The sequence below is a fragment of the Ramlibacter sp. 2FC genome (assembly GCF_005503345.1).
GTDB lineage: Bacteria > Pseudomonadota > Gammaproteobacteria > Burkholderiales > Burkholderiaceae_C > SCMQ01.
Genome location: NZ_SCMM01000014.1, coordinates 11970 through 34489 on the forward strand (window position 1 = coordinate 11970; position 22520 = coordinate 34489).

Here is a 22520-nt window from a genome sequence, read left to right on the forward strand (position 1 = left end):
TCCGGTGCAAATGTTGGAACGCAGAGATAAAGGTATCGGCTTGTGAACCTGGCGCAAGAATTCCTGACCCGGCTGGCGCGGGAGCCGGCCGTGCTGGTCACCATGGACAGCGTCCAGGGCTCGGGCCCGCGCGAGGTCGGGGCCTGGATGGCGGTGTTCGCGCAGGGCGAGGTCGGCACCATAGGCGGCGGGCATCTGGAGTTTCAGGCGCAGCAGCAGGCCCGTGAGGGCCTGCGTGGCGAGGCGCTGGTTCCGCTGCGGCGCTTCGCGCTGGGCCCCAGCCTGGGCCAATGCTGTGGTGGGGTGGTGCATCTGCGCTTCGAGCAAGTGGGGCCGGCGGACGCGGCCTCGCTGCACACGCGGCTGGCCGCTGCGCGCGCGCCGCTGGCGCTGTTCGGCGGCGGCCATGTGGGCCGGGCCCTGATCGAGGTGCTGGGCCGGCTGCCGTTCGAGCTGCTCTGGGTCGACAGCCGCGACGACATCTTTCCGGACCAGCTGCCCGACAACGTGCGCTGCGAGCATTCGGAACCGGTGCAGGCGGCGGTGCGTGACCTGGCCCCCGGCAGCCGCGTGCTGATCATGAGCTTCAGCCATGCCGAGGACCTGGACGTGGTGGCGGCCTGCCTGCAGCGCCTGCGCGAGCGGGCCGACCTGCCCTTCATAGGCCTGATCGGCAGCAAGACCAAATGGGCCGCCTTCCGCCACCGCTTGCGCGAGCGCGGCTTCAGCGAGGCCGAATGCGCGCGCGTGACCTGCCCGATCGGCCTGCCCGGCATCGGCGGCAAGCAGCCCGAGGTGATCGCGGTCTCGGTCGCGGCGCAGCTGTTGCAGACGCTCTGAGGGGCCCTCTCAGTTGAGGTCGAGCGTGAGCCGCGCGCGGGCCAGCAGCACGCCGCAGGCGATGCCGTCCAGCACCGGGCGGCCCACGCGGGCCGTCAGCGCCGGCGCGTAGCCGCACAGCACGGCCCCGGCCAGCACCAGGCTGTCCGCGCCGGCGGCCAACAGTCCCTGCGCCGCGGCCGCCAGGGCCTCGAGCACGGCCGGATCGGGCGCGCCGGGAGGCGCACCGTAGGCCTGGGGCAGCTCGGGCGCGGCCAGGCCCGCCAGGCGCGAGGCCAGGCCCAGTGATGCCACATGGGCTTCGTAGAGCGGCGCCATCTGCGGCCCCAGGGTCAGCAGGCCGAAGCGGGGGCCGTGCAGCAGGGCCATCAGGCAGGCCGCCTCGGTCATGCCGATCACCGGCCGGGGGCTGAGCGCGGCGCGCGTTTCGGCCAGGCCGCAGTCGAGCGAGATGGCGATCAGCACCGCGTCGTGCTCAGGGCCATGCCGGCGTGCCATCGCGAGCACCTGCTCGGCCGCCGCCGGCAGCTGGTCGGACTGGGTCACGGCGCGCGGGCCTTCGCTGGCCGTGAGCGCCGTCAGATGATCGGCGGGGCCCAGCAGCGGCCGCGCCGAGGCCGCGAGCCGCTCGGTGATGTTTTCCGAACTGTTGGGATTGATCAGCAGCAGCTGCAATTCAAGACTCCATGTCCAGAAACACCGCCTCGAGGTCGGCCTCCACCGCCGCGTCGTCGAGCGAGACGCCATGCTCGATGTGGTCCAGGTGGGCCAGCATCAGCTGCTGCGCGTGCGCCAGGTCGCGCCGCGCGATGGCGTCGATGATGTCGGTGTGCTCGTCGGCGCGGCAGCTGGCGGCCGTGGGCGCGTCGAACAGCAGGATGATGAGGCAGGTCAGGGTGCTGAGCTCGCGCATCGAGCGCACGTAGGCGAAATTCCCCGCCAGGTCGGCCAGCAGGCGGTGGAACTCGCCCGACAGCCGGATCACGGCGCGCCGGTCGTCGCGGCGGCGGGCCTCGAGCTCGATCTCCTGGTGCTGGCGCAGGCGCTCCACTTTTTCGGGCGTGAGGGTCTTGACCAGGCGCTGCAGCACCGCGGGCTCGATCACGCGCCGGGCCTCGAACACGTCCATGGCGCGCTCGGGCGTGGGCTTGGCCACGAAGGCGCCGCGCTGGGGGTACAGGTCGACCACCTGCTCGTGCGCCAGCCGCGCCAGCACCTCGCGCACCCGCGTGCGGCTGACGTTGAAGATGTTGGCCAGCCGGTCCTCGCCCAGCTTGGTGCCCGGGTGCAGGCGGTGCTCGAGGATGGCCGCGTAAATCTTTTCGTAGATCTCGTCGCTTGCGGCCTCGCGCTCGTTGCGGGGGGCGGGGGGCTTGGCTCTGGCTTGGTGCGGCATGGGGGCGTGCTTCGGTGGGGCGGGTGCCGGCGCAACGCCCCTGCATGGTGCGGGCGATGCCTTGGGCGCATGGCAGTGGCTCGGACGAGGGACTCCAGGAAGTTGGGGGCAGCGTCGGCGCTGGCTGGCCGTGCGGCAATGATGCGGCGCAGCGTTTTTGTTGACATCAGTGTAAACACTAGATGTGACATTGAAGTTTTCGATGATTATTCGTTTGCGCGCCGGAAATCGTCCAACTTGGTGCGAAATCCATGGCACAGGAATTGCAAGTTGTTGGGAGTTTTGATGAATATTTTTCTCATGTTTGTAAATCATATTGCTGACAATGTGTCGGACTCGTCGAGCCGGTCTCTGCGTGGAGGCGGCCATGTCTGAGGCCTTCGACCTGGTCGTGCGCCACGCCCGCGTGGCCACCGCCAGCGATACCTTCGAGGCCGACCTCGGCATACGCGACGGCCGCATCGTGCAGATCGGCACCCAGCTGCCCGCCGGCGCGCGCGAGATCGACGCGGCCGGCCGCGTCGTCACCCCCGGCGGCGTCGACGCCCATTGCCACCTGGACCAGCCCATGGCTCCGCCGGTGCGCATGGCCGACGACTTCGACAGCGGCACCCGCGCCGCCGCCTGCGGCGGCACCACCACCGTGATTCCCTTCGCCGCCCAGGAAAAGGGCCAGTCGCTGCGCGCCGCCGTCGCCGACTACCACCGCCGCGCCGAAGGCCGTGCCCATGTGGACTACGCCTTCCACCTGATCGTCAGCGACCCCACGCCCCAGGTCCTGGGCGAGGAATTGCCCGCCCTGATCCGCGAGGGCTACAGCTCGTTCAAGATCTACATGACCTACGACGAGCTCAAGCTCGACGACGGCCAGATCCTCGACGTGCTGGCCGTCGCGCGCCAGCACGGCGCCATGGCCATGGTCCATGCCGAGAACGCCGACTGCATCGCCTGGCTGACCAAGCGCCTGGAAGCGGCCGGCCAGACCGCGCCGCGCTTTCATGGCCTGAGCCGCCCCATGCTGGTCGAGCGCGAGGCCACCCACCGTGCCATCGCCCTGGCCGAGCTGGTGGACACGCCCATCCTGGTCGTCCATGTCTCGGGACGCGAGGCGGTGGAGCAGATCCGCTGGGCGCGCGCCCAGGGCCTCAAGGTCTTCGCCGAGACCTGCCCCCAGTACCTGTTCCTCTCCGCCGAGGATCTGGGCATAGACAACAGCTACCTGGGCGCGCGCTGCGTCTGCAGCCCGCCGCCGCGCGACAAGGCCAACCAGCAGGTGATCTGGGACGGCCTGGCCGACGGCCTGTTCACCGTCTTCTCCTCCGACCACGCGCCCTTCAACTACGACAGCCCCGAGGGCAAGAAGCCCGGCGGCCAGGAGGTGGCCTTCCGCCACATCCCCAACGGCATCCCCGGCATAGAGACGCGCATGGCGCTCTTGTACTCCGAGGGCGTGCTGGGCGGGCGCATCACCCTGAACCGCTTCGTCGAGCTCACCGCCACCAACCCGGCCAAGGCCTATGGCCTGCACCCGAGGAAGGGCACCATCGCCGTGGGGGCCGACGCCGACCTGGTGGTCTGGGACGAGGGCGAGCGCACCATACGCAACGCCGATCTACACCACGCGGTGGACCACACGCCCTACGAGGGCCAGCGCCTGCGCGCCTGGCCGGGCCTCACGATCGCGCGCGGCGAGGTCGTCTGGGACGGCCAGGACTTCCGGCCGCCGTCCCGGCCCGGGCAGTTCCTGGCCTGCGGCGCGCCCACGCTGCTGCCCAGGGTCGGTGGGGCAACGGGGAGCGCCGCATGAAGCTGCTGCTGATCAATCCCAACATTTCGGACAGCGTGTCGGACCTGATCCGTGCCGAGGCCCAGCGCAGCGCCGCGCCCGGCACCGAGATCGAGGTGCTCACCGCGCCCTTCGGCGTGGCCTACATCGAGACCCGCTTCGAATCGCTGATCGGCGCCTACGCCACCGCCCAGCTGGCGGCCGAGCACCATGCGGGCTACGACGCGGTGGTGGTGGCGGCCTTCGGCGACCCGGGCCTCACGGGCCTGCGCGAGGCCCTGCCGGTGCCGGTGACCGGGCTGACCGAGGCGGCGCTGGCCAGCGCCCACCTGCTGGGCAACCGCATCTCGGTGATCGCGATCTCGCAGCGCATCCAGGCCTGGTACCGCGAAGTCATCACTTCCTATGGATTCGGCCCGCGCCTGGCCAGCATACGCGCGCTGGACCGGCCTCTGGCCAGCATAGGCGGGGTGCAGGAGGAGCACGCCCAGGCGCTCCAGGCCCTGGCCGAGCGCGCCGTCGACGAGGACGGCGCCGAGGTCATCGTGCTGGCCGGCGCGCCGCTGGCGGGCCTGGCGCGCCAGCTCAAGGGCCGGCTGCCGGTGCCGGTGGTCGACGGCGTGTCCAGCGCCGTGCGCCACGCCGAGACCCTGGCCGCGCTGCAGCCCGGCCAGGCCCGGCGCGGCAGCTTCGCTCCCCCGCCCGAGAAGCCCAACCGCGGCCTGCCGCCGGCCCTGGCCGCGCTGCTGGCCGCCGGTGCGCAGCGCCGCGCCGCCCAGCCTTGATCACCCCGCTTCACCACTGACACAGACCACCCACGAAAGGATCCACACCATGAACCGCCTGTCCTCCGTTTCCCGCCGTTTCGCTCTCGCCGCCTGCGCCGCCGCGACCCTGGCCGCTGCCCCGGCCGCATTCGCCCAGCAGAAGCTGCAGATCGCCGGCAACTTCGCCACCGAGCATCCCAGCAGCGTCGCCGTCGACCAGGTGTTCAAGAAGGAGGTCGCGCGCCTGACCAACAACCAGCTGCAGGTCGACGTGTTTCCCGCCATGCAGCTCGGCGGCGCCAAGGAGAACATCGACGCCGTGCGCTCCGGCACCCTGGCTCTGACCTGGGTCGGCGGCGCCTTCCTCTCGCGCATCGTGCCCGAGCTCGAGGCCGTGAGCCTGCCCTTCGTGTTCCGCGACCGGGAGGCAGCATTCCGCGTCATCGACGGCCCGGTGGGCCACGCCATCGACCAGAAGCTGCAGGCCAAGGGCTTCGTCTCGCTGGGCTGGATGGAGCTGGGCTCGCGCAACATCACCAACAGCCGCGGCCCGATCAAGACCATGGCCGACCTCAAGGGCCTGAAGCTGCGCCTGCAGCCCAACGAGACCCACCTGGCCTCGTTCCGCGCCCTGGGCGCCAACCCGGTGGCCATGGACGTCAAGGAGCTCTACTCGGCGCTCGAGCAGCGCGTGGTCGACGCCCAGGAGAACCCCTACACGGTGATCAGCGCCAGCCGCTACAGCGAGGTGCAGAAGCACCTGTCCAACAGCGGCCATTTCTTCGACTTCATCGCCGTCGTGGCGAGCAAGAAGGCTTTCGAGCAGCTCAAGCCCGAGTACCAGAAGGCCGTGCGCGAGGCCATGGCCGCCACCATCGCCCACCAGCGCAAGCTCGCCATCGAGAGCGAGGCCAAGGCCCTGGCCGAGCTCAAGGGCAAGATGACCCTGACCGAGATCGCGCCGACCGCCCTCGAGGAGATGCGCAAGGCCACGGCGCCGGTGATCGAGGAGGTCAAGAAGCGCGCCGGCGCCGAGCTGGTGAACCAGGTGCTGGCCGAGGCGGCCAAGCGCTGAGCGCGGACTGCCGTCAGGACATCCCATGAATGCAATCACAATGAGCATGGCGCCCGCGCCGGCCTGGCCCGACCGCGTGCTGCGCGGGCTGGACCAGGCGGTCACCGGCCTGCTGCTCGCCGCGGTGGCCGCGATGGTGGGCGTGGTGTCGGCCCAGGTCGCGCTGCGCTACGGCTTCAACCGCTCGATCGACTGGGCCGACGAGATCGGCCGCCTGGCCTTCGTCTGGTCCATCTTCCTGGCGATTCCGCTGGCCGTGCGCCAGGGCGGCCACATCGGCATCGACATCGTCTCCGACAAGCTGCCCGAAGCCTGGCGCGGCGCGCTCAAGCGCGCCGGCGCCGCGGTCTGCGCGCTGATGATGTTCGCCATCGCCTGGGCCGCCCTGGGCGTGGCGCGCGAACAATGGGACGAGCTGATGGCCACGCTGGACTGGAGCGTGGGCTGGTTCATCGTGCCGGTGGGCATAGGTGCGCTGCTGTCCGCGCTGCACCTGCTGCGCATCGTGGTCGTCGGGCCGCCCGCCGCCCAGCTGGGAGCGGCCGAATGAGCACGCTGGTCATCCTCGGCTTCATGCTGCTGGCCCTGCTGGGCCTGCCGATCGCCTTCGCCATGGGCGTGGCCTCTTTGCTGGCCCTGTGGCTGAGCGGGGTGGACCTGTCCATGGTGCCGCAGCGCATGATGCACTCGGTCAACTCCTTCCCGCTGATGTCGATTCCCTTCTTCATGCTCGCCGGCGAGCTGATGATCAAGGCCGGCATCGTGGAGCGGCTGATCTCCCTGGCCAATACGGTTGTGGGGCGGGTGCGCGGCGGCATGGCCCATGTGACCATGCTGTCGGGCGCCGGCCTGGCCACGGTGTCGGGCGCGGCGGTGTCGGACGCGAGCGCGCTCTCGTCCATCCTGGTGCCCTCGCTGTCCAAGATCTACGACAAGGGTTTCGCCACCGCCATCGTCGCCGCAGCCGCCAACCTGGGCCCCATCATCCCGCCCTCGGGCGCGATGATCGTCTACGCCTTCATGGCCGGCTCCTCGGTCTCGGTGGGCGGCATGTTCATGGCCGGCGTGCTGCCGGGGCTGATCATCTGCTTCGGCTTCATGGGCCTGTGCTCGTGGATCGCGACGCGGCGCGGCTGGGCCGCGACCGGCGAGCCCTTCCGCATCTCGCGCGTGCTGGCCGAGCTGCGCCGCTCGCTGATCGTGCTGGCCATGCCGGTGGTCGTGATCGGCGGCATCGTGGGCGGCGCCTTCACCGCCACCGAGGGCTCGGCCATCGCGGTGGTGTACTCGATGCTGCTCGGCTTCTTCGTGACCCGCACGCTCAAGCTGAAGGACCTGCCGGGCCTGGTGGTGCGCGCGGCCATCACCTCGGCCGTGGTCGGCGCGCTGATCGCCTTCGCCTCCATCATCACTTACCTGATGACGGTGGACCTGCTGCCGCAGACCCTGTCCGAGCTGCTGCGCGGCTTCACCAGCAACCCGCTGGTCTACATGGGCCTGGTCGCGATGCTGCTGTTCGTGGTCGGCATGTTCCTGGAGTCGAACGCGGCCTACATCATGCTGGTGCCGCTCCTGCACCCGATCGCGCTGCAGTACGGCATCGACCCGCTGCACTTCGGCTTCCTGTTCGTGCTCAACCTGGTGATAGGCATGCTGACGCCGCCGGTCGGCGTTGTGCTGTTCGTGGTCTGCGGCATCACCGGCGTGCGCATGCGCGAGCTGGTGGCCAACGCCTGGCCCTTCATTGCGCTGATGTACGGCGTGCTGCTGGCCTGCATGCTGTTCCCGCCGCTGGTCACCGCGCTCCCGCGCGCCCTGGGCTACTGAGGACCAGGCCCCATGACCGACGCCCGCAGCAGCGACGAGCGCTTCATGGACCAGGTGCTGGCCCATTGCGAAACCGCCCTGGCGCGCGGCGACTGCCCGGTCGCGGCCATCGTGGTGCAGGGCGGGGTGGTGGTGGGCGTGGGCTCCAACCGCGTCGCCACCGGCTTGGACGCCACGGCCCATGCCGAGACCGAGGCCATACGTGACGCCTGCCGCCGCCTGGGCGTGAGCCGCCTGGACGGCTGCACCCTGTACTCGGCCATGGAGCCCTGCCCGATGTGCGGCTGGGCCCTGAAGGAGGCCGGCATCGCGCGCCTGGTGCTGGGCGCGCGCCATGCCGGCATGCGGCGCACCGACTACGGCGACTACGCGATCGAGAAGCTGCTCGCGCTCACGCGCGCCTCGCTCGACATCACGACCGGGGTGCGCGTGGCCGAATGCGAGGCCATGCGCAGGCGCTGGGCGCGCTGGGTCGAGCCGGCGCCGCAGCGCCCACTGAATTCTTCCTTCCATCCATAAACCGGAGACAAACATGCAAAGACGTCATTTCCTGAAGGCCGCCGGCGCGGCCAGCGTGGCCTCGCTGGGCGCGCCCAGCCTGCAGGCCCAGAACCTGCCCAGCGGTCCGATCCGCCTGGTGGTCGGCTTTCCGCCGGGTGGCGGCGCCGACGCGCTGGGCCGCGTGGTCGCGCAGAAGCTCGGCACGCTGTGGAACCAGCAGGTCATCGTCGAGAACCGGCCCGGCGCCTCGAGCATGCTGGCGGCCGAGTACGCGGCTGGCCAGCCCGGCGACGGCACCACCCTGTTCCTGAGCACCATCAACAGCCACGCGCTGGCGCCGGCCGTGCAGCCCAGGCTGCGCTACCACCCCGAGCGCGACTTCACGCCGGTGGTGCTGCTGGGTGTCACGCCCAACGTGCTGATCACCGGCGCGGCCAATCTCGTCAAGACGGTCAAGGAAGTGGTCGCGCTGTGCAAGGCCCAGCCCGGCAAGATCAGCTTCGGCTCGGCCGGCCCCGGCACGATCCAGCATTTCGCGATCGAGAAGTTCAAGCTGCAGGCCGGCGTCGACGCGCTGCACGTGCCCTACAAGGGCAGCGGCCCGCTGCTGACCGACCTGATCGGCGGCCAGATCCAGTTCACCTTCGAGACCATGACCGCGGCCACGCCGCACCTGAAGAACGGCCGGGTGGTGGCGCTGGCCCAGACGCGCGCCAAGCGCTCCAAGGCCTACCCCAAGCTGCCCACCATGCAGGAGCAGGGCTTCCCCGAGTTCGAGACCATGAACTGGTACGGCATCTCGGGCCCGGCCAAGCTGCCGGCGGCACTGGCGCGGCGCATCAACGAAGACGTGAACAAGGTGCTGGCCATGCCCGACGTGGACGAGAAGTTCGATACCTTCGGCGTCGAGGACGGCGGCGGCTCGGTCGAGCGTTACGCCCAGTTCACCCACGCCGAGCTCGTCAAATGGGCCAAGGTGGCGAAGGACGCCAAGGTCTCGATCGACGCCTGACCGGCCCGCCGCCATGCACCGCTCGCCGCGCCCACTGCCCACCCTGTCCGCAGGGCATGCCCTGAAATCCGCTGGCCCCGGCCGCGTCGCCAGGACCCAGGTCCCCGAGCCCGCGGGCGACGGCACGGTGCAGGCGCTGGACCGCGCCCTGCAGCTGCTGGAGCTGCTGGCCGTGGACAGCGAGGGCTACCGCCTGGTGGACCTGGCCGCCTGCAGCGGCCTGTCCGCCTCCACCGCGCACCGGCTGCTGACCACGCTGGAGCAGCGTCGCTTCGTCCAGTTCGACCGCGACACCAGCCTCTGGCATGTGGGGGCGCGCTGCTTCTCGGTCGGCGCGGCCTTCGCGCGCCGGCGCCGCATCCAGGAGCTGGCGCTGCCGCTGATGCGGCGGCTGCGCGAGCAGACCAGGGTCAGCGTGAACCTGGGCCTGGCCGACGCGGGCGACGTGGTCTTCGTCGGCCAGCTCAAGGGGCCCGAGTCCAGCGAGGCCGTGGCCGAGCTCGGGCGGCGCGTGCCGCTGCACGGTGCGGCCATGGGCCAGGCCATCCTGGCCGCCTGGTCCGAGCAGGAGGTGGCGGAGTACCTGCGCAGGCACGGCCTGCCGCGCCTGACGGCCCACACCGTGGCCCGGCCCTCGCGGCTGCACGAGCTGCTGGCCGACATACGCCGCAGCGGCTACGCGGTGGACGACGAGCAGAACGCCCTGGGGCTGCGCTGCATCGCCGCCACCATCCGCGACGAGCATGGCCAGCCCTTCGCGGCCCTGTCCGTGGCCGGGCCCAGCCATGCCTTGCCCACGCATGCCTTCGCCGCGATAGGCGAGCGCCTGCGCGCGGCCAGCGCCGAGATCTCGGCGGGCTTCGGCGGCTGCCTGCCCGAGCCCGCGCCTTCCACCGCCATGGCTCTGTAAGTCCATGAATTCATTCGGGTTTTCAAGCCTCTTCCATACGCCGGAAAAGTCTGCGCAAAGGCCGCGCATTGGCTTTCAATGCGAGCCAGCTTCCGGCGCTCGGGCCCGTTGATCCCACCGTTTTCCGCAAGCCAAGTCGTTTCTTTTCACCACCACCCCGAAGGAGTCCCACCATGTCTCGCCTCACCACCACTCTGACCGCGCTGGCCCTGGCGGCCGGCCTGATGTCCGCCGCCCAGGCACAGGAGCGCATCACCTTCAAGGTGGTCGGCCAGCCGGCCGCCACCGGCCTGGTGCAGAAGAACAAGGAGAAGCCCTTCTTCGACGAATTCGCCAAGCGCACGGGCCTGGCCATCGACGCCGACTACAAGTCGATCGACCAGCTCGGCATCAAGGACACCGAGCAGCTGCGCGTGATGAAGGCCGGCCTGTTCGACATCGTCTCGCTGCGCGTCTCTCAGAACTCGCGCGACGAGCCCACCCTGCTGGGCATGGACCTGGTCGGCGCCGCGCCCGACTACGAGACCGCGCGCAAGGTCTACGACGCCTACTTCGACACCCTGGACCAGCGCCTGCAGAAGAACTTCCAGGTCAAACTGCTGGGCATCTGGCCCTTCGGTCCGCAGATCCTGTTCTGCAAGAAGCCGCTGACCCAGCTGGCCGACCTCAAGGGCATGAAGGTGCGCGTCTACGACCAGAACCTGGCCAAGTTCATCGAGAGCGTGGGCGGCACGCCGGTGCCGCTGGCCTTCACCGAGGTGCACCAGTCGCTGTCGCTGGGCGTGGTCGACTGCGCGATCACCGGCCCGAGCTCGGCCAACTCGTCGAACTGGCCCGAGGTGACGACCCACCAGTACCCGCTGGGCTTCCAGATGGCGCTCAACGGCTACGCGATGACCATGAAGGCCTGGAACCGCCTCAAGCCCGAGGAGCAGAAGAAGCTGCAGGCCGCCTTCACGACGCTGACCGACGACATCTGGGTCTACTCCAAGGAGCTGACCCAGGACGCGCTGAACTGCAACGCCGGCAAGGACCCCTGCACCAACGGCAAGAAGTTCAAGCTGGTCGACGTGCCGGTCAAGCCCGCCGACATCGCGACCGTGCGCAACGCGGTGGCCAAGATCTCGGTGCCGACCTGGGCCGAGATCTGCGACAAGTCCAACCCGGGCTGCTCCGACGCCTGGAAGAAGACCGTCGGCAAGGCCATCGGCGTGCAGTAACCCATGGCGAACGCGCGCCGGCCACCGCGGCGGCCGGCGCGCGACGTCGCAGGAGATAGAGAATCATGAAAGACACCATTGAACGCTGGCTGGGCATCGTGTTCGGCCTCATCTTCCTCGCCTTGTCGTTCCTGGTCGCGGTGGAAACCGTGATCCGCAAGGTTTTCAACGTGTCCCTGCAGGGCGCCGACGAGCTGGGCGGCTATTCGCTCGCCGTGGGCGCCACGATTGCGTTCAGTCTGGCGTTGATGGGCCGCTCGCACATCCGCGTCGATGTCTTCCACGACCACCTGCCCAAGTGGCTGCAGGAAGTGCTGAACTGGCTGTCGGTGCTCTGCCTGGCCGCGTTCGCGGGCCTGATGGCCTACCTGGCCTGGTTCGTGGTCCAGGATTCGCGCCAGTACCAGAGCGTCTCGCAGACCCCCTGGGCCACGCCGCTGGTTTATCCGCAGGGCGTGTGGCTGTTCGGCCTGATCATGTTCGCGCTGGTGTCGGCCGGCTTCGCGCTGCGTGCGACCCTGCTGATGTTCAGCGGCCGCCGCGACCAGCTGAACCGCGAGTTCGGTCCGCGCTCGACCAAGGACGAAGTCGACGAGGAGCTCGAAGACCTCAAGGCCCGCTCGTCCGACGCCCCCCTGTCCCCCCTGTCCGTCGCCGCTTCGGGAGCCCAAGCATGAACGTCAGCTACATCCTGATCGGCTTCGCCGGCATGCTCGGCATGATGCTGCTGGGCATGCCCATCGCCGTCGCCATGGCCGCGGTCGGCATCCTCGGCGGCCTGATCGCCTACGGCATGCCCTTCGTCGACTCGATCGCCCCGGTGCTCTGGGGCGTGCACAACGACAACCTGCTGACCTCGATCCCGCTGTTCATCCTGATGGGCGAGCTGCTGCTGCGCTCGGGCATCGCCGACCGCATGTTCGGCGCGCTCGCGGCCTGGCTGGGCCGGCTGCCGGGCGGCCTGCTGCACACCAACGTGGGCTGCAGCGCGCTGTTCGCGGCGACCTCGGGCTCGTCGGTGGCCACCGCCGCGACCATAGGCACGGTGGCGCTGCCGTCGCTGTACAAGCGCGGCTACTCGATGAAGCTTTCGCTGGGCTCGATCGCGGCCGGCGGCACGCTGGGCATCCTGATCCCGCCCTCGGTCAACATGATCGTCTACGGCTCGCTGACCGACACCTCGATCGGCAAGCTGTTCATCGCCGGCATCATTCCCGGCCTGCTGCTGACGGCCTGCTTCATGCTGTTCATCGCGGGCCATGCGCTGATCACCGGCAGCGCGATCAAGGAGGAGGATGTGCCGCTCGCGCAGCGCCTGCGCCTGCTCAAGGACCTGATCCCGCCGGCGGTGGTGTTCTTCATCGTGATGGGCAGCCTCTACACCGGCCTGGCCACGACCACCGAGTCGGCTGCCCTGGGCGTGGTCGCCTCGCTGTTCTTCGCCTGGCACAGCCGCAAGCTCAACTGGACGCTGCTGACCCACTGCTTCGTGCAGACCGCGAAGACCAGCGGCATGATCCTGCTGATCATCAGCGCGGCCTTCGTGCTCAATCTCGCGATCAGCCTGACCGGCGTGGCCGAGGCGATGACGCAATGGGTCACGGGCTTCGGGCTTTCGGCCACCCAGATGATCCTGGCGCTGATCGTCTTCTACTTCATCCTCGGCATGTTCATGGACGTGCTGTCGATGATGGTGGCGACCATCCCGATCACTTTCCCCATCGTCACCGCGCTGGGCGTCGATCCGGTCTGGTTCGGCATCTTCATCGTGCTGATGTGCGAGCTGGGCCTGATCACGCCGCCGGTGGGCATGAACCTGTTCGTGGTGCACGGCATCCGGCCCGACAAGGGCGGGATACGCGACGCCATGGTCGGCGCCGTTCCCTATGTCGTGATCATGATCCTGTTCACGCTCCTGCTGATCGTCGTGCCGGGCCTGGCCACCTGGTTGCCCGGAAAGATGTGAGGCCCGGCCGATGAGCGAAACCCTTTGGCAACTGCCGGCCAGCGAGCTGCAGCGGCGCTACCGCGAGGGCTGCCTCTCGCCGGTGGCGGTCACGCAGGCCGTGTTGGCGCGCATGGACGCGGTGAACCCGCGCATCAATGCCGTGGTGGCGCGGCGCGACGACGCGGTGCTGGCCGAGGCCAAGGCGTCGGCGCGGCGCCATGCCGAGGGCCGGCCGCTGTCGCTGCTGGACGGCGTGCCGCTCACGGTGAAGGACAGCCTGTACAGCGCCGACCTGCCGACCACCTGCGGCACGGCGGCGCTGCGCGAGCACGATCCCGGCCACGACGAGCTGGCCGCCGGCCGGGCGCGCGCCGGCGGCGCCCTGATCGTGGGCAAGACCAACGTGCCCGAGTTCGCCAACGACGGCTACACGGCCAACCCGCTGTTCGGCGTCACCGGCAACCCCTGGGCCCCGGATCTCACGCCTGGCGGCTCCAGCGGCGGCGCGGTGGCGGCCGTGGCAGCCGGCATGGGGCCGCTGGCGATCGCGCAGGACGGCGGCGGCTCGATCCGCCGCCCGGCCTCGCACACCGGGCTGGTGGGCCTCAAGCCCTCGCTCAGCGCCTGGCCGCGCGAGCACCAGCTGCCCGGCCTGCTGCTCGACTTCGACTGCATAGGCCCGGTGGCGCGCACGGTGGCCGACGCGCGCCTGCTGTTCCAGGCGCTGCGCGGCCCCTCCTGGGTCGACCGTTCCTCGATGGCGGCGGCCTGGGCGGCGGCGCAGCCGCGGCGCACGGGTCCGCTGCGCGTGCTCTACGTCGAGCGCCTGAACGCAAACCCGCTGGACCCGCAGATCGCCCTCAGCTGCCTGCACGCCGCGCAGCAGCTGGCCAGGCTGGGCCACCGTGTCGAGCCTGGTGAACTGCCGCTGGACCTGCGCTTCATGATGGAGGCCTGGCCGCAGATCGGCCAGGTGGGCCTGGCCGCCATGTTCGACCAGCACCCCGACTGGGAAGCCCAGGCCAGCCCCAAGTACCGCGAGGCAGCCGAGGCCGGCCGCCGCGTCTCGGGCGCGCGCCTCTGGCAGATCATGGAAGCGGTGCGGCGCCTGCGCCGCGAAAGCGCCGCGCTGTTCGAGCGCGTCGACCTGATCGTGATGCCCGCCGCCGCCGCGCTGCCCTGGGCGGCTCACGACGCCTATCCCACGGTGATCGATGGCCAGCCGGTCGGACCGCGCGGCCATGCCGCCTACACCGGCTGGGTCAACGCCGCCGGCCTGCCGGGGCTGGCGCTGCCGGCTGCGCCCTCGCGCGAGGGGCTGCCGATCGGCATCCAGATCATCGGCCCCTACGGCAGCGACGACGCGCTGCTGGACCTGGGCGAGGCCTACGAGGCGCAGGCACCCTGGGCCGTGCGCTGGCCAGCCCTGTGAGCCGGGCCGGATCGGGCGCCGCGGCGCCCGTTCCCTTTCTCCTTGCCCTACAGCTGCACGCCGGCTTCGCCTATGCCGTCGAAGCGGGCCGTGACGAGGTCGCCGGCACGGGCCTCGAGGATGCCCACCCAGGTGCCGGTGGTGACCACGCTGCCTGCGGGCAGGGTCTGGCCCTCGCGCGTGGCGTGGCGCAGCCATTGCGGCAGCAGCCACGCCGGGTCGCCCAGCGAATGGCTGCCGCGGCGCACCACCTCGGGCTGGGTGCCGATCTGCACGCGGCAGATCTGCTGCGACCAGTCCCGCGGCGCATAAGGCAGCCAGTCGCCCAGCACCAGCGCGCCGTGCGACTGCAGGTCCGCCAGCTTGCACAGGGCCGGCGCATCCAGGCCCTGGGCCCAGCGCGAATCCACGATCTCGATAGCCACCGTCATCGCGTCGACCAGCTGAGCCGCCGTCTCGGGCGTGAGCGCTGCGGCCTGCTCGCGGTCCACGGGCCGGGCCAGGCGCAGCGCGATCTCGGCCTCGATGCCGCGCAGCCGGAACGGCCAGCGGCTGGCCTCGGCCGGGCTGCGCCACACGCCCGCGGTCGGCAGCGGCGCATGGGTCAGGACCGAATCGCGGCCCGGGCCGCCGGACTTCCAGTGCGGCGGCGCGTCGCCGCCGAACCAGCCCAACGCCTCGCCGCAGGCGCGCTGCACCGCGTACGCGGTCTCGGCATCGGGCAGCGATCCGGCCAGGCCTTCAGCGTCGGCGGCGGGGCCGTCGGCGCGCGCCTGCACAAGGGCCGAGACGAGGGCATCGAGGGAGGGCGTGGGCATGGAGGAAGGTCCTGTGTCTGTGGTTGAAACATTCGATTCTGGCCGCCCCATAGCGGGCGGAGAAGCTCATTTTGCTGGAGGACTGTCATGACGTTCAGTTTGCCAATCCATACCCGCCGCTTCGGCGACGGCCGCAGCCACCACGAGGGCCTGCGCTGGCCGGGCGGAGCCGGCCTGGCGGTCTCGTTCGTGCTCAACATCGAGGAGGGCGCCGAACTCTCGCTCTCGGCCGGCGACGAGCGCAACGAGGCTGTGCACGAGGTGCGGCACGAGATCCGGGGCGTGCCCGACTTCTGTATGGAAACCCATTTCGAATACGGGCCGCGGGCCGGCTACCGCCGCGTGGTGCAGCGCTTTGCCGACCTGGGCTGGCCGCTGACGCTCAACTGCTGCGGGCGCGCGCTCGAGGCCACGCCCTGGGTCGCCGACGATGCGCGCAGGCACGGCTTCGAGATCTGCGCGCACGGCTGGCGCTGGGAGTCGCCTGCCGGCATGGACGAGGCCACCGAGCGCGCCCAGATCGCGCGCACCGTCGCGACCATAGAGCGCCTGTGGGGCCGACCGCCGGTGGGCTGGCACAGCAAGTCCTCGCGCTCGGTCCACACGCGCAGCCTGCAACAGGAGCATGGCGGCTTCCTCTACGACAGCGACGACTACGGCGGCGACCTGCCCTACTGCCTGCCGCGCGCCGACGGGGGGCAGCATGTGGTGCTGCCCTATGCCTTCGACACCAACGACATGCGCTTCTTCGATCAGCCCGCCTTCGTGCGCGGCGCCGATTTCGCCGCCTACGTGGGCGACGCCATCGATCAGCTGCTGGTCGAATCCGAGCAGGCGCCGCGCATGCTGACCATAGGCCTGCACACGCGCATCATCGGCCGGCCCGCGCGCATCGGTGGTCTCGATGCGGTGCTGGCCCGGCTGCGCGGCCTGGGGCAGCGGGTCTGGATCGCGCGGCGCGAGGACATCGCGCGCCACTGGCTGGCGCTGACGGGCTGAGAACCATTTCTTTCATGCGGTACTGGAGCCGGAGCGGCGCGGGCACAATATCGCCCGTTTCTTACTTCCAGGAACCCCTCCATGCCGCAATTGCATTTCGTTCGCCAAGGCCAAGGCCCGCTCGTTGTACTCAGCCATGCCCTCGGCTGTGACCTGAGCATGTGGGACGGCCTCGCCGCCGTCCTGCAGGACCGCTATACCGTGCTGCGCTACGACCACCGCGGCCACGGCCGCTCGCCATCCAATGACGCCCCCTTCACGATCGCGGACTTGGCCGATGATGCCGCCGCGCTGATCCGCGCCCAAGCGACGGAGCCGGTGCATTTCGTCGGCCTGTCATTGGGCGGCATGACCGCGCAGGCGCTCGGCGCGCGCCATCCGCAACTGGTGCGCAGCCTGACCATCGCCAACTCGGCCAGCCACTACGACGCGGCTGCCCGCACCTTGTGGCAGGCACGCATCGACACCGTGCAGACGCTGGGCATGGCCGCGATCTCCGAGGGCGCGATGCAGCGGTGGTTCACGCCCGAGTTCCGCGATGTCCAGGGCCGGGCCCAGGTGGCGGCTTTGCGCACGGTGCTGGAGGCCACCGCGCCGCAGCCCTACGCCGCCGCCTGCGCAGCGGTCGCGCAAATCGCGCTCGACGCCGACAACGCCCGCATCGGCACGCCGGCGCTCGTGATCGCCGGCAGCCGCGACGAGGCTACCCCGCCCGAGATGTCCGAGACCATCGCCCAGGCGATCCCGAACGCCCGGCTGCGGAGCCTGGACGCCGCCCACCTGAGCGCGGTGGAGCAGCCTGAAGCCTTCGCCCGCCTGCTCACCGAGTTCTGGGCCACGCTGTAGGACAGAAGGAAGGCGTGTCGCGCTCAGCGCAGCGGCGTGGCGCGCAGCAAGGCGGCGAACTCGCGCGCAGCGGCGCTGCGTGAGGCGCCGCGCCGCCACAGCAGGCCGGCATGCCGCACCATCTGCGGCGCGGTCAGGGCGATCGCCCGCAAGTCCGGCGCCTGCCGCGCCGCGCGTTCGGGCACGATGCTGGCCAGGTCGCCGCAGCGGCACACGCCGAGCAGCGCCTCCACCGACTCCATCTCCACCCTCACCCAGGGCGCCACGCCGGCCTGGCGCAGGCTGTCGTCGATCAGGCGCCGGGTGGCGAAATTGCGCGACAGCAGCGCCAGCGGCACGCCCGCCAGCTGGCGCAGTGGCAGGCTGCGCCGGCCCGCCAGCGCATGCGGCGGACCCACCACCAACAGCATGCGCTCGTCGAACAGCGGCTCGGTTTCTATCTCCTCGTGCGCGGCCGGATGGAAGGCGATGCCCAGGTCGAGTTCACCGCGCAGCAGCTGCTCCTCGATCGGGCCGGCACGCAGGTCGCGCACCTCGACCGTCACCTTGGGATAACGCTGGCTGAACGCCGCAACCGTCGCCGGCACCACGGTGTTCAGGAAGGTGGGGAACGCGCCCACGGTCAGCTTGCCGGCCTGCAGGCCACTCAAGTCGGCTAGCGCCATGCGCCCGGCCTCGATTTCCTTCAGCGCCCGCATCGCATGCACGCGGAACTCGGCGCCCGCCTGGGACAGCTTCAGGCCCCGCCCCAAGCGGTGGAACAGCGGCACGCCCAGTTCGTCCTCCAGCTGACGCAGCCCATGCGACAGCGTGGACTGCGTCACGAACAGGTTCTGCGCGGACTGCGTCAGATGCTCGGTAGCGGCCAAGTCAAGAAAGTAGCGCAGTTGGCGGATTTCCATGCGCCGATCCTAGCGCTTTCATTCGATGTCATCGAATGATTTCTGGGAAATAAATCATTGGAAAAGCGTCGCCACCCAGCTTACGCTTGGCGCCTCTTTCACTCGCACGCACCGAGGCCAAGCCCATGACGGGTCGTTTTTCCATCGAGCGCATCGAAGCGCGCATTCTGGACATCCCCACCATCCGTCCGCACAAGCTGTCGTTCGGCACCATCAACCACCAAAGCCCCGTCATTGTGCAGCTCTGGCTTGCGGACGGCGCCACCGGCTTCGGCGAGGCAGCCACCATCGGCGGTCCGTCGTGGAACGAGGAGTCGCCCGAGAGCATCCTGCACGCCGTCAACGCCTACCTGGCACCGGTGCTGCTGGGCCAGGACGGCGGCGGCTTCGGTGCCGCACTGGCGCGCATGGATGCCGCCTGCAAGGGCAACGCCTTCGCCAAGAGCGCGGTGGAAATGGCGCTGATCGATGCCGTGGCCCGCAGTCTGAACCTGCCGGCCTGGCAGCTGCTCGGCGGCAAGCGCCACCAGAGCCTGCCCCTGGCCTGGACCCTGGCCAGCGGCGACGTGGGGCGTGACCTGGAGGAGGCCCAATTGCGCCTGGAGCAGCGGCGCCACCGCATCTTCAAGATGAAAATCGGCGCACGCACGCCCGAGCAGGACGTGGCGCATGTCGCCCAGATCGCGCGCGGCCTCGCGGGCCGCGCCACGCTGACGGTCGACGTGAACCAGGCCTGGGACGGCCCAACCGCGCGCCGCTACCTGCCACAACTCATCGACGCCGGCGTCTCCCTGATCGAGCAGCCGGTGGCCAAGTGGAACGTGGAGGCGCTCAAGACCCTGAGTGCCACGCTGGGCGACCGCGCCAGCATCATGGCCGACGAGACCGTGTGCACGCTGCAGGACGCGATGGCGCTGACCCGCGCCCAGGCCAGCCATGTGTTCTCGCTCAAGGTGGCCAAGCACGGCGGCCTGCTGCGCACGCGCCAGGTGGCGGCGGTCGCCGAGGCGGCCGACATCGGCTGGTACGGCGGAACCATGCTCGAAACCTCGATCGGCAGCGCCGCATCGGCGCATGTGTTCTCGACCTTGGGCCCGCAGCACCACGGCTGCGAGTTGTTCGGCCCCCAGCTTCTGGTGGACGACATCGTCACCGAGCGCATGCCGATCCGGGACTTCGAACTGCAGCTGCCCGACGGCCCCGGCTTCGGTGTGGAGGTGGACCGGGCCCAGCTGGAGCGATTCGACCGCGCCCGCGCCGGCCTCACGCCCGTGCACATCGACTTCGGCCAACGCGCCGGCACTCCTTGAGGAGCAAGACCATGCTGTTTTTGGTTCGCATGGATGTGAACATCCCCCATGACCTGCCCGAGGCGCAGGCCAATGAGATCAAGGCGCGCGAGAAGGCCTACGCGCAGGAGCTGCAGCGCGACGGCCGCTGGCGTCACCTGTGGCGCGTGGTCGGCGAATACGCCAACTACAGCGTGTTCGACGTCGCCTCCAACGACGAGCTGCACGCCCTGCTGTCGCAGCTGCCGCTGTTCCCCTACATGAAGATCCACGTCACCCCGCTGGCGCAGCACCCCTCCGCCATCGCCTGAGCCCCCTCACCCCTGGAGACAAGACCATGACCCTGAAACTGTGGGCGGCGCTGGCCGCCGGCTTGACCCTGAACACCGCCGTCCTGGCGCAAGCACCCGCCATCGACTGGCCCGCCAAGCCCATCCGCTGGGTGGTGCCCTTCCCGCCCGGCGGCGCGATGGATGCCATCGCCCGCACCCTGGGCGAGAAGGCCGGCAAGACCCTGGGCCAGCCTCTCGTGATAGAGAACAAGCCGGGCGCCGGCGGCAACATCGGCGCCGAGCTGGTGGCCAAGGCACCCGCCGACGGCTACACGATCATGATCGCCTCGATCGGAATGGCCACCAACAAGCCGCTCTATGGCAAGCTCAACTACGACCCGATCAAGGACTTCGCGCCGGTGAGCCTGCTGGCCGTGGTGCCCAACGTGCTGGTCACCAACGCCACGCAGCCGAACGTGAAGACCGTGGCCGACGTGATCGACGCCGCGCGCAAGGCGCCGGGGAAGCTGACCTACGCCTCGGCGGGCAACGGCACCTCGATCCACCTGGCCGGCGAGATGTTCACCTCGCTGACCCAGACCGACATGCTGCACGTGCCCTACAAGGGCAGCGGCCCGGCCGTGGCCGACCTGCTCGGCGGCCAGGTCAACTACATGTTCGACAGCATCACCTCGGCGCGTCCGCACCTGCAGTCGGGCAAGCTGCGGGCCCTGGCCGTGACCACCGCCAAGCGTTCGCGCACCCTGCCCCAGGTGCCGACCCTGGCCGAGGCCGGCGTGGCGGGGTACGACGTCGCACCCTGGTTCGCCGTGTTCTCCCCGGCCGGTACGCCCAAACCCGTCATCGCCAAGCTGCATGCGGCTTTGACCGAGGCCATGAAGCAGCCTGACGTGGCGGCACGCTTCGAGACCATCGGCGCCGAGCCGGTCGGATCCAGCCCGGACGAACTGGCGGCCCACCTGACGCGCGAATCGGCCCGCTGGAGCAAGCTGATCGCCGAACGCGGCATCAAGCTCGACTGATATTTACAACATCCCCTTTCCTCGTACCATGCACAAACTCTTCAAGCTCATTCTGGCCCTCGGGGCCGCCGCCGCCGCCCACGGGGCCGCCGCCCAGGTCTTCCCGGCCAAGCCGGTCACGATCGTCGTACCCTACGCGGCGGGCGGCCCGGTCGACAACCTGGCGCGGGCCCTGAGCACCCGCCTGAACAAGGAATGGGGCCAGCCGGTGCTGGTGCTCAACAAATCCGGCGCCAATGAAATCATCGGGGCCGAGTTCGTCGCCAAGAGCCCGGCGGACGGGTACACCCTGTTCGCCGCCACCGAAGCGGCGCTGACCATGAACCCGCACCTGTACCGGAAACTGCCCTACAACCCGGAAAAAGAATTCACCCCGGTCTCGCGCCTGATCAGCGTGCCGATGGTCTTCTTCGTGCCCCGTAGCTCGAAGGCCAACACTCTGAAGGACTTCGTGCAACTGGCGCGCCAGGCCAAGGACAAACCGATGAGCTACGGCTCTTCCGGCGCGGGCGGGATCGTGCACCTGCCGCTGGCGATGTTCGCCAAGCAGGAGGGACTGGAGCTGGTGCATGTCCCCTACAAGGGTGCCGCCCCGCTGATCCCCGAGGTGATCTCCGGACAGGTGGACGCTGCGGTGCTCGGCGTGTCGGTCATCGAGCAGCACGTCAGGGCCGGCAAGCTCAAGGCACTGGCGATCTCGGCGGATCGGCGCAGCGTCGCGCTGCCCGATGTGCCGACGTTCAAGGAAGCCGGGGTGCAAGAGATCGATGCCGTGTTCAACATCGGCCTCGTGGCGCCTGCCGGCACCCCGGCCACGGTGGTCGAGCAGATTGCCCGCGACGTGCGGCGCGTCCTGTTGGCCCCCGACTTCCGCAAGACGCAGATCGACGCCTACTCCTACGTCGCGGTGGGATCGACCCCGGCCGAATACCGGGACTTCCTGCGGCGCGACTCCCAGCTGCAGGCCGAGCGCGTGAAGACATCCGGGGCCACACTGGACTGAACCTCGCGCCCAGGCCGTGCAGCGCAGCGGAGTCGGTGCGAAGCGCCGACCGCGACGGCATGAACCCCTGCTGGGTACCGCCTGCAGCGGCGCAAGATCCAGTGCGAAGCAAGGCTCCCATCCTCGGCCGTAAAGCTGCGCCGCCGTGACGCCGGTGTCGAGCTGGACCATGGTCTGCGGCAGCACCGGCAGGCCCGGGGCGCGGTAGGCCGGCTCGGCCGACATGCCAAATGCGTGGTAGACGGTCCGCACGCCGGTGCCCAGCATCGCGGCCAGGCACATGGGGCAGGGGTAGCCGCTCGCACACATCACGCTGCCGGCCTGCCCAGGCGCCGGCAGGCGGCGCGCACGGCCTCGCGCAGCAATTGCTGATGGTCGGTCATGGCGACTCCGAGAAAGGGCGGGCGATCGGCCAGGCGTTAGCAGGTTTATCCCCGGGGCTGCGGGTAAATCCGCATATAACGTGTATTCGTTTTTGCATACACTTTTTCCACATCGCCGCGGAGCCCTGGCGGTTCAAGCCTTGAACCGCATGTGGTCGCGATGCTCGCCCCTCACAGCGCCCGCTGTGAGGGGAAGTTGGACCGTCAAACCGGTGCATCTTCCCCTTATGTGAGAACGCGATGAACACTGA

Annotated in this window: 23 protein-coding genes; 19 read left to right on the plus strand and 4 right to left on the minus strand. The window is 69.8% G+C overall.

Going from position 1 to position 22520, the window contains the following annotated elements; all coding sequences use genetic code 11:
• The first annotated feature begins 42 nt into the window (after positions 1-42).
• Positions 43-840 (plus strand): xanthine dehydrogenase accessory protein XdhC, encoded by a 798-nt coding sequence (xdhC, locus tag FFS10_RS08220; RefSeq protein WP_137893428.1) that lies wholly within the window; start codon positions 43-45, stop codon positions 838-840.
• Between the two features lie 9 nt (positions 841-849).
• Here the strand turns inward: xdhC and FFS10_RS08225 are convergent, their stop codons facing one another.
• Positions 850-1515 (minus strand): aspartate/glutamate racemase family protein, encoded by a 666-nt coding sequence (locus FFS10_RS08225; RefSeq protein WP_137893430.1) that lies wholly within the window; start codon positions 1513-1515, stop codon positions 850-852.
• Between the two features lies 1 nt (position 1516).
• Positions 1517-2236: a GntR family transcriptional regulator gene (locus FFS10_RS08230; protein WP_137893432.1), complete on the minus strand. Its 720-nt coding sequence runs from the start codon at positions 2234-2236 to the stop codon at positions 1517-1519.
• A 367-nt stretch (positions 2237-2603) separates the two neighbouring features.
• Between FFS10_RS08230 and hydA the strand changes: the two genes are divergently transcribed.
• The 12 genes from hydA (at position 2604) to FFS10_RS08290 (ending at position 14714) form a co-directional block, all read left to right on the plus strand.
• Complete coding sequence (gene hydA, locus FFS10_RS08235) at positions 2604-4043, plus strand: dihydropyrimidinase (RefSeq protein WP_137893435.1); 1440 nt, start codon at positions 2604-2606, stop codon at positions 4041-4043.
• Positions 4040-4807: an aspartate/glutamate racemase family protein gene (locus FFS10_RS08240; protein ID WP_137893437.1), complete on the plus strand. Its 768-nt coding sequence runs from the start codon at positions 4040-4042 to the stop codon at positions 4805-4807. The genes hydA and FFS10_RS08240 overlap by 4 nt, the downstream gene beginning before the upstream one ends.
• A 49-nt stretch (positions 4808-4856) precedes the next feature.
• Positions 4857-5864, plus strand: a complete 1008-nt coding sequence (locus FFS10_RS08245) for a TRAP transporter substrate-binding protein (protein WP_137893439.1) — start codon at positions 4857-4859, stop codon at positions 5862-5864.
• Between the two features lie 25 nt (positions 5865-5889).
• Entirely contained in the window at positions 5890-6414 is a 525-nt protein-coding gene (locus tag FFS10_RS08250) for a TRAP transporter small permease (RefSeq protein ID WP_137893441.1), read from the plus strand.
• Positions 6411-7691: a TRAP transporter large permease gene (locus FFS10_RS08255; protein WP_137893443.1), complete on the plus strand. Its 1281-nt coding sequence runs from the start codon at positions 6411-6413 to the stop codon at positions 7689-7691. Before FFS10_RS08250 ends, FFS10_RS08255 begins: the two co-directional genes overlap by 4 nt.
• Positions 7692-7703: 12 nt before the next feature.
• Entirely contained in the window at positions 7704-8210 is a 507-nt protein-coding gene (locus tag FFS10_RS08260; RefSeq protein WP_137893445.1) for a nucleoside deaminase, read from the plus strand.
• 13 nt (positions 8211-8223) lie between these two features.
• A complete protein-coding gene (locus FFS10_RS08265) occupies positions 8224-9204 on the plus strand; it encodes a Bug family tripartite tricarboxylate transporter substrate binding protein (protein ID WP_137893447.1) in 981 nt (326 codons plus the stop codon).
• 13 nt (positions 9205-9217) lie between these two features.
• Positions 9218-10114, plus strand: coding sequence for an IclR family transcriptional regulator (locus tag FFS10_RS08270; RefSeq protein WP_137893449.1), 897 nt, complete (start codon positions 9218-9220; stop codon positions 10112-10114).
• A 173-nt stretch (positions 10115-10287) separates the two neighbouring features.
• Positions 10288-11334, plus strand: coding sequence for a TRAP transporter substrate-binding protein (locus FFS10_RS08275; RefSeq protein WP_137893451.1), 1047 nt, complete (start codon positions 10288-10290; stop codon positions 11332-11334).
• Between the two features lie 65 nt (positions 11335-11399).
• Entirely contained in the window at positions 11400-12011 is a 612-nt protein-coding gene (locus FFS10_RS08280; protein WP_137893453.1) for a TRAP transporter small permease subunit, read from the plus strand.
• Positions 12008-13300: a TRAP transporter large permease gene (locus FFS10_RS08285; RefSeq protein ID WP_137893455.1), complete on the plus strand. Its 1293-nt coding sequence runs from the start codon at positions 12008-12010 to the stop codon at positions 13298-13300. The genes FFS10_RS08280 and FFS10_RS08285 overlap by 4 nt, the downstream gene beginning before the upstream one ends.
• 10 nt (positions 13301-13310) lie before the next feature.
• Positions 13311-14714 (plus strand): amidase, encoded by a 1404-nt coding sequence (locus FFS10_RS08290; protein ID WP_137893457.1) that lies wholly within the window; start codon positions 13311-13313, stop codon positions 14712-14714.
• Between the two features lie 47 nt (positions 14715-14761).
• Here the strand turns inward: FFS10_RS08290 and FFS10_RS08295 are convergent, their stop codons facing one another.
• Positions 14762-15532: a fumarylacetoacetate hydrolase family protein gene (locus tag FFS10_RS08295; RefSeq protein WP_137893459.1), complete on the minus strand. Its 771-nt coding sequence runs from the start codon at positions 15530-15532 to the stop codon at positions 14762-14764.
• 87 nt (positions 15533-15619) lie between these two features.
• Between FFS10_RS08295 and FFS10_RS08300 the strand changes: the two genes are divergently transcribed.
• Together FFS10_RS08300 and FFS10_RS08305 are read left to right on the plus strand one after the other, a co-directional pair.
• Positions 15620-16531 (plus strand): polysaccharide deacetylase family protein, encoded by a 912-nt coding sequence (locus FFS10_RS08300; RefSeq protein WP_137893461.1) that lies wholly within the window; start codon positions 15620-15622, stop codon positions 16529-16531.
• Between the two features lie 81 nt (positions 16532-16612).
• Positions 16613-17377: an alpha/beta fold hydrolase gene (locus tag FFS10_RS08305; protein WP_137893463.1), complete on the plus strand. Its 765-nt coding sequence runs from the start codon at positions 16613-16615 to the stop codon at positions 17375-17377.
• Positions 17378-17400: 23 nt separating this feature from the next.
• On the opposite strand, the gene cynR is transcribed toward FFS10_RS08305, so the two are convergent.
• Positions 17401-18279: a transcriptional regulator CynR gene (gene cynR, locus FFS10_RS08310; protein ID WP_137893465.1), complete on the minus strand. Its 879-nt coding sequence runs from the start codon at positions 18277-18279 to the stop codon at positions 17401-17403.
• Between the two features lie 125 nt (positions 18280-18404).
• Between cynR and FFS10_RS08315 the strand changes: the two genes are divergently transcribed.
• From FFS10_RS08315 to FFS10_RS08330, 4 genes are read left to right on the plus strand one after another with little or no spacing between them, the layout of a single operon-like run.
• Positions 18405-19589, plus strand: coding sequence for a muconate cycloisomerase family protein (locus tag FFS10_RS08315; protein WP_137893467.1), 1185 nt, complete (start codon positions 18405-18407; stop codon positions 19587-19589).
• Between the two features lie 11 nt (positions 19590-19600).
• Complete coding sequence (gene catC / locus FFS10_RS08320; protein WP_137893469.1) at positions 19601-19879, plus strand: muconolactone Delta-isomerase; 279 nt, start codon at positions 19601-19603, stop codon at positions 19877-19879.
• Positions 19880-19905: 26 nt separating this feature from the next.
• Positions 19906-20883, plus strand: coding sequence for a Bug family tripartite tricarboxylate transporter substrate binding protein (locus tag FFS10_RS08325; RefSeq protein ID WP_137893471.1), 978 nt, complete (start codon positions 19906-19908; stop codon positions 20881-20883).
• 28 nt (positions 20884-20911) lie between these two features.
• Positions 20912-21886: a Bug family tripartite tricarboxylate transporter substrate binding protein gene (locus FFS10_RS08330; protein WP_137893473.1), complete on the plus strand. Its 975-nt coding sequence runs from the start codon at positions 20912-20914 to the stop codon at positions 21884-21886.
• Positions 21887-22520: the final 634 nt, after the last annotated feature.

Bases quoted from the DNA above. Each gene is read 5' to 3' on its own strand.
- FFS10_RS08260 (WP_137893445.1), top strand. From the start codon at position 7,704: ATGACCGACGCCCGCAGCAGCGACGAGCGCTTCATGGACCAGGTGCTG.
- FFS10_RS08315 (WP_137893467.1), top strand. From the start codon at position 18,405: ATGACGGGTCGTTTTTCCATCGAGCGCATCGAAGCGCGCATTCTGGAC.
- FFS10_RS08275 (WP_137893451.1), top strand. From the start codon at position 10,288: ATGTCTCGCCTCACCACCACTCTGACCGCGCTGGCCCTGGCGGCCGGC.
- cynR (WP_137893465.1), bottom strand. From the start codon at position 18,279: ATGGAAATCCGCCAACTGCGCTACTTTCTTGACTTGGCCGCTACCGAG.
- FFS10_RS08240 (WP_137893437.1), top strand. From the start codon at position 4,040: ATGAAGCTGCTGCTGATCAATCCCAACATTTCGGACAGCGTGTCGGAC.
- FFS10_RS08330 (WP_137893473.1), top strand. From the start codon at position 20,912: ATGCACAAACTCTTCAAGCTCATTCTGGCCCTCGGGGCCGCCGCCGCC.
- hydA (WP_137893435.1), top strand. From the start codon at position 2,604: ATGTCTGAGGCCTTCGACCTGGTCGTGCGCCACGCCCGCGTGGCCACC.
- FFS10_RS08250 (WP_137893441.1), top strand. From the start codon at position 5,890: ATGAATGCAATCACAATGAGCATGGCGCCCGCGCCGGCCTGGCCCGAC.
- catC (WP_137893469.1), top strand. From the start codon at position 19,601: ATGCTGTTTTTGGTTCGCATGGATGTGAACATCCCCCATGACCTGCCC.
- FFS10_RS08245 (WP_137893439.1), top strand. From the start codon at position 4,857: ATGAACCGCCTGTCCTCCGTTTCCCGCCGTTTCGCTCTCGCCGCCTGC.
- FFS10_RS08230 (WP_137893432.1), bottom strand. From the start codon at position 2,236: ATGCCGCACCAAGCCAGAGCCAAGCCCCCCGCCCCCCGCAACGAGCGC.
- FFS10_RS08280 (WP_137893453.1), top strand. From the start codon at position 11,400: ATGAAAGACACCATTGAACGCTGGCTGGGCATCGTGTTCGGCCTCATC.
- FFS10_RS08290 (WP_137893457.1), top strand. From the start codon at position 13,311: ATGAGCGAAACCCTTTGGCAACTGCCGGCCAGCGAGCTGCAGCGGCGC.
- FFS10_RS08300 (WP_137893461.1), top strand. From the start codon at position 15,620: ATGACGTTCAGTTTGCCAATCCATACCCGCCGCTTCGGCGACGGCCGC.
- FFS10_RS08295 (WP_137893459.1), bottom strand. From the start codon at position 15,532: ATGCCCACGCCCTCCCTCGATGCCCTCGTCTCGGCCCTTGTGCAGGCG.
- FFS10_RS08265 (WP_137893447.1), top strand. From the start codon at position 8,224: ATGCAAAGACGTCATTTCCTGAAGGCCGCCGGCGCGGCCAGCGTGGCC.
- FFS10_RS08285 (WP_137893455.1), top strand. From the start codon at position 12,008: ATGAACGTCAGCTACATCCTGATCGGCTTCGCCGGCATGCTCGGCATG.
- FFS10_RS08255 (WP_137893443.1), top strand. From the start codon at position 6,411: ATGAGCACGCTGGTCATCCTCGGCTTCATGCTGCTGGCCCTGCTGGGC.
- FFS10_RS08305 (WP_137893463.1), top strand. From the start codon at position 16,613: ATGCCGCAATTGCATTTCGTTCGCCAAGGCCAAGGCCCGCTCGTTGTA.
- FFS10_RS08270 (WP_137893449.1), top strand. From the start codon at position 9,218: ATGCACCGCTCGCCGCGCCCACTGCCCACCCTGTCCGCAGGGCATGCC.
- FFS10_RS08325 (WP_137893471.1), top strand. From the start codon at position 19,906: ATGACCCTGAAACTGTGGGCGGCGCTGGCCGCCGGCTTGACCCTGAAC.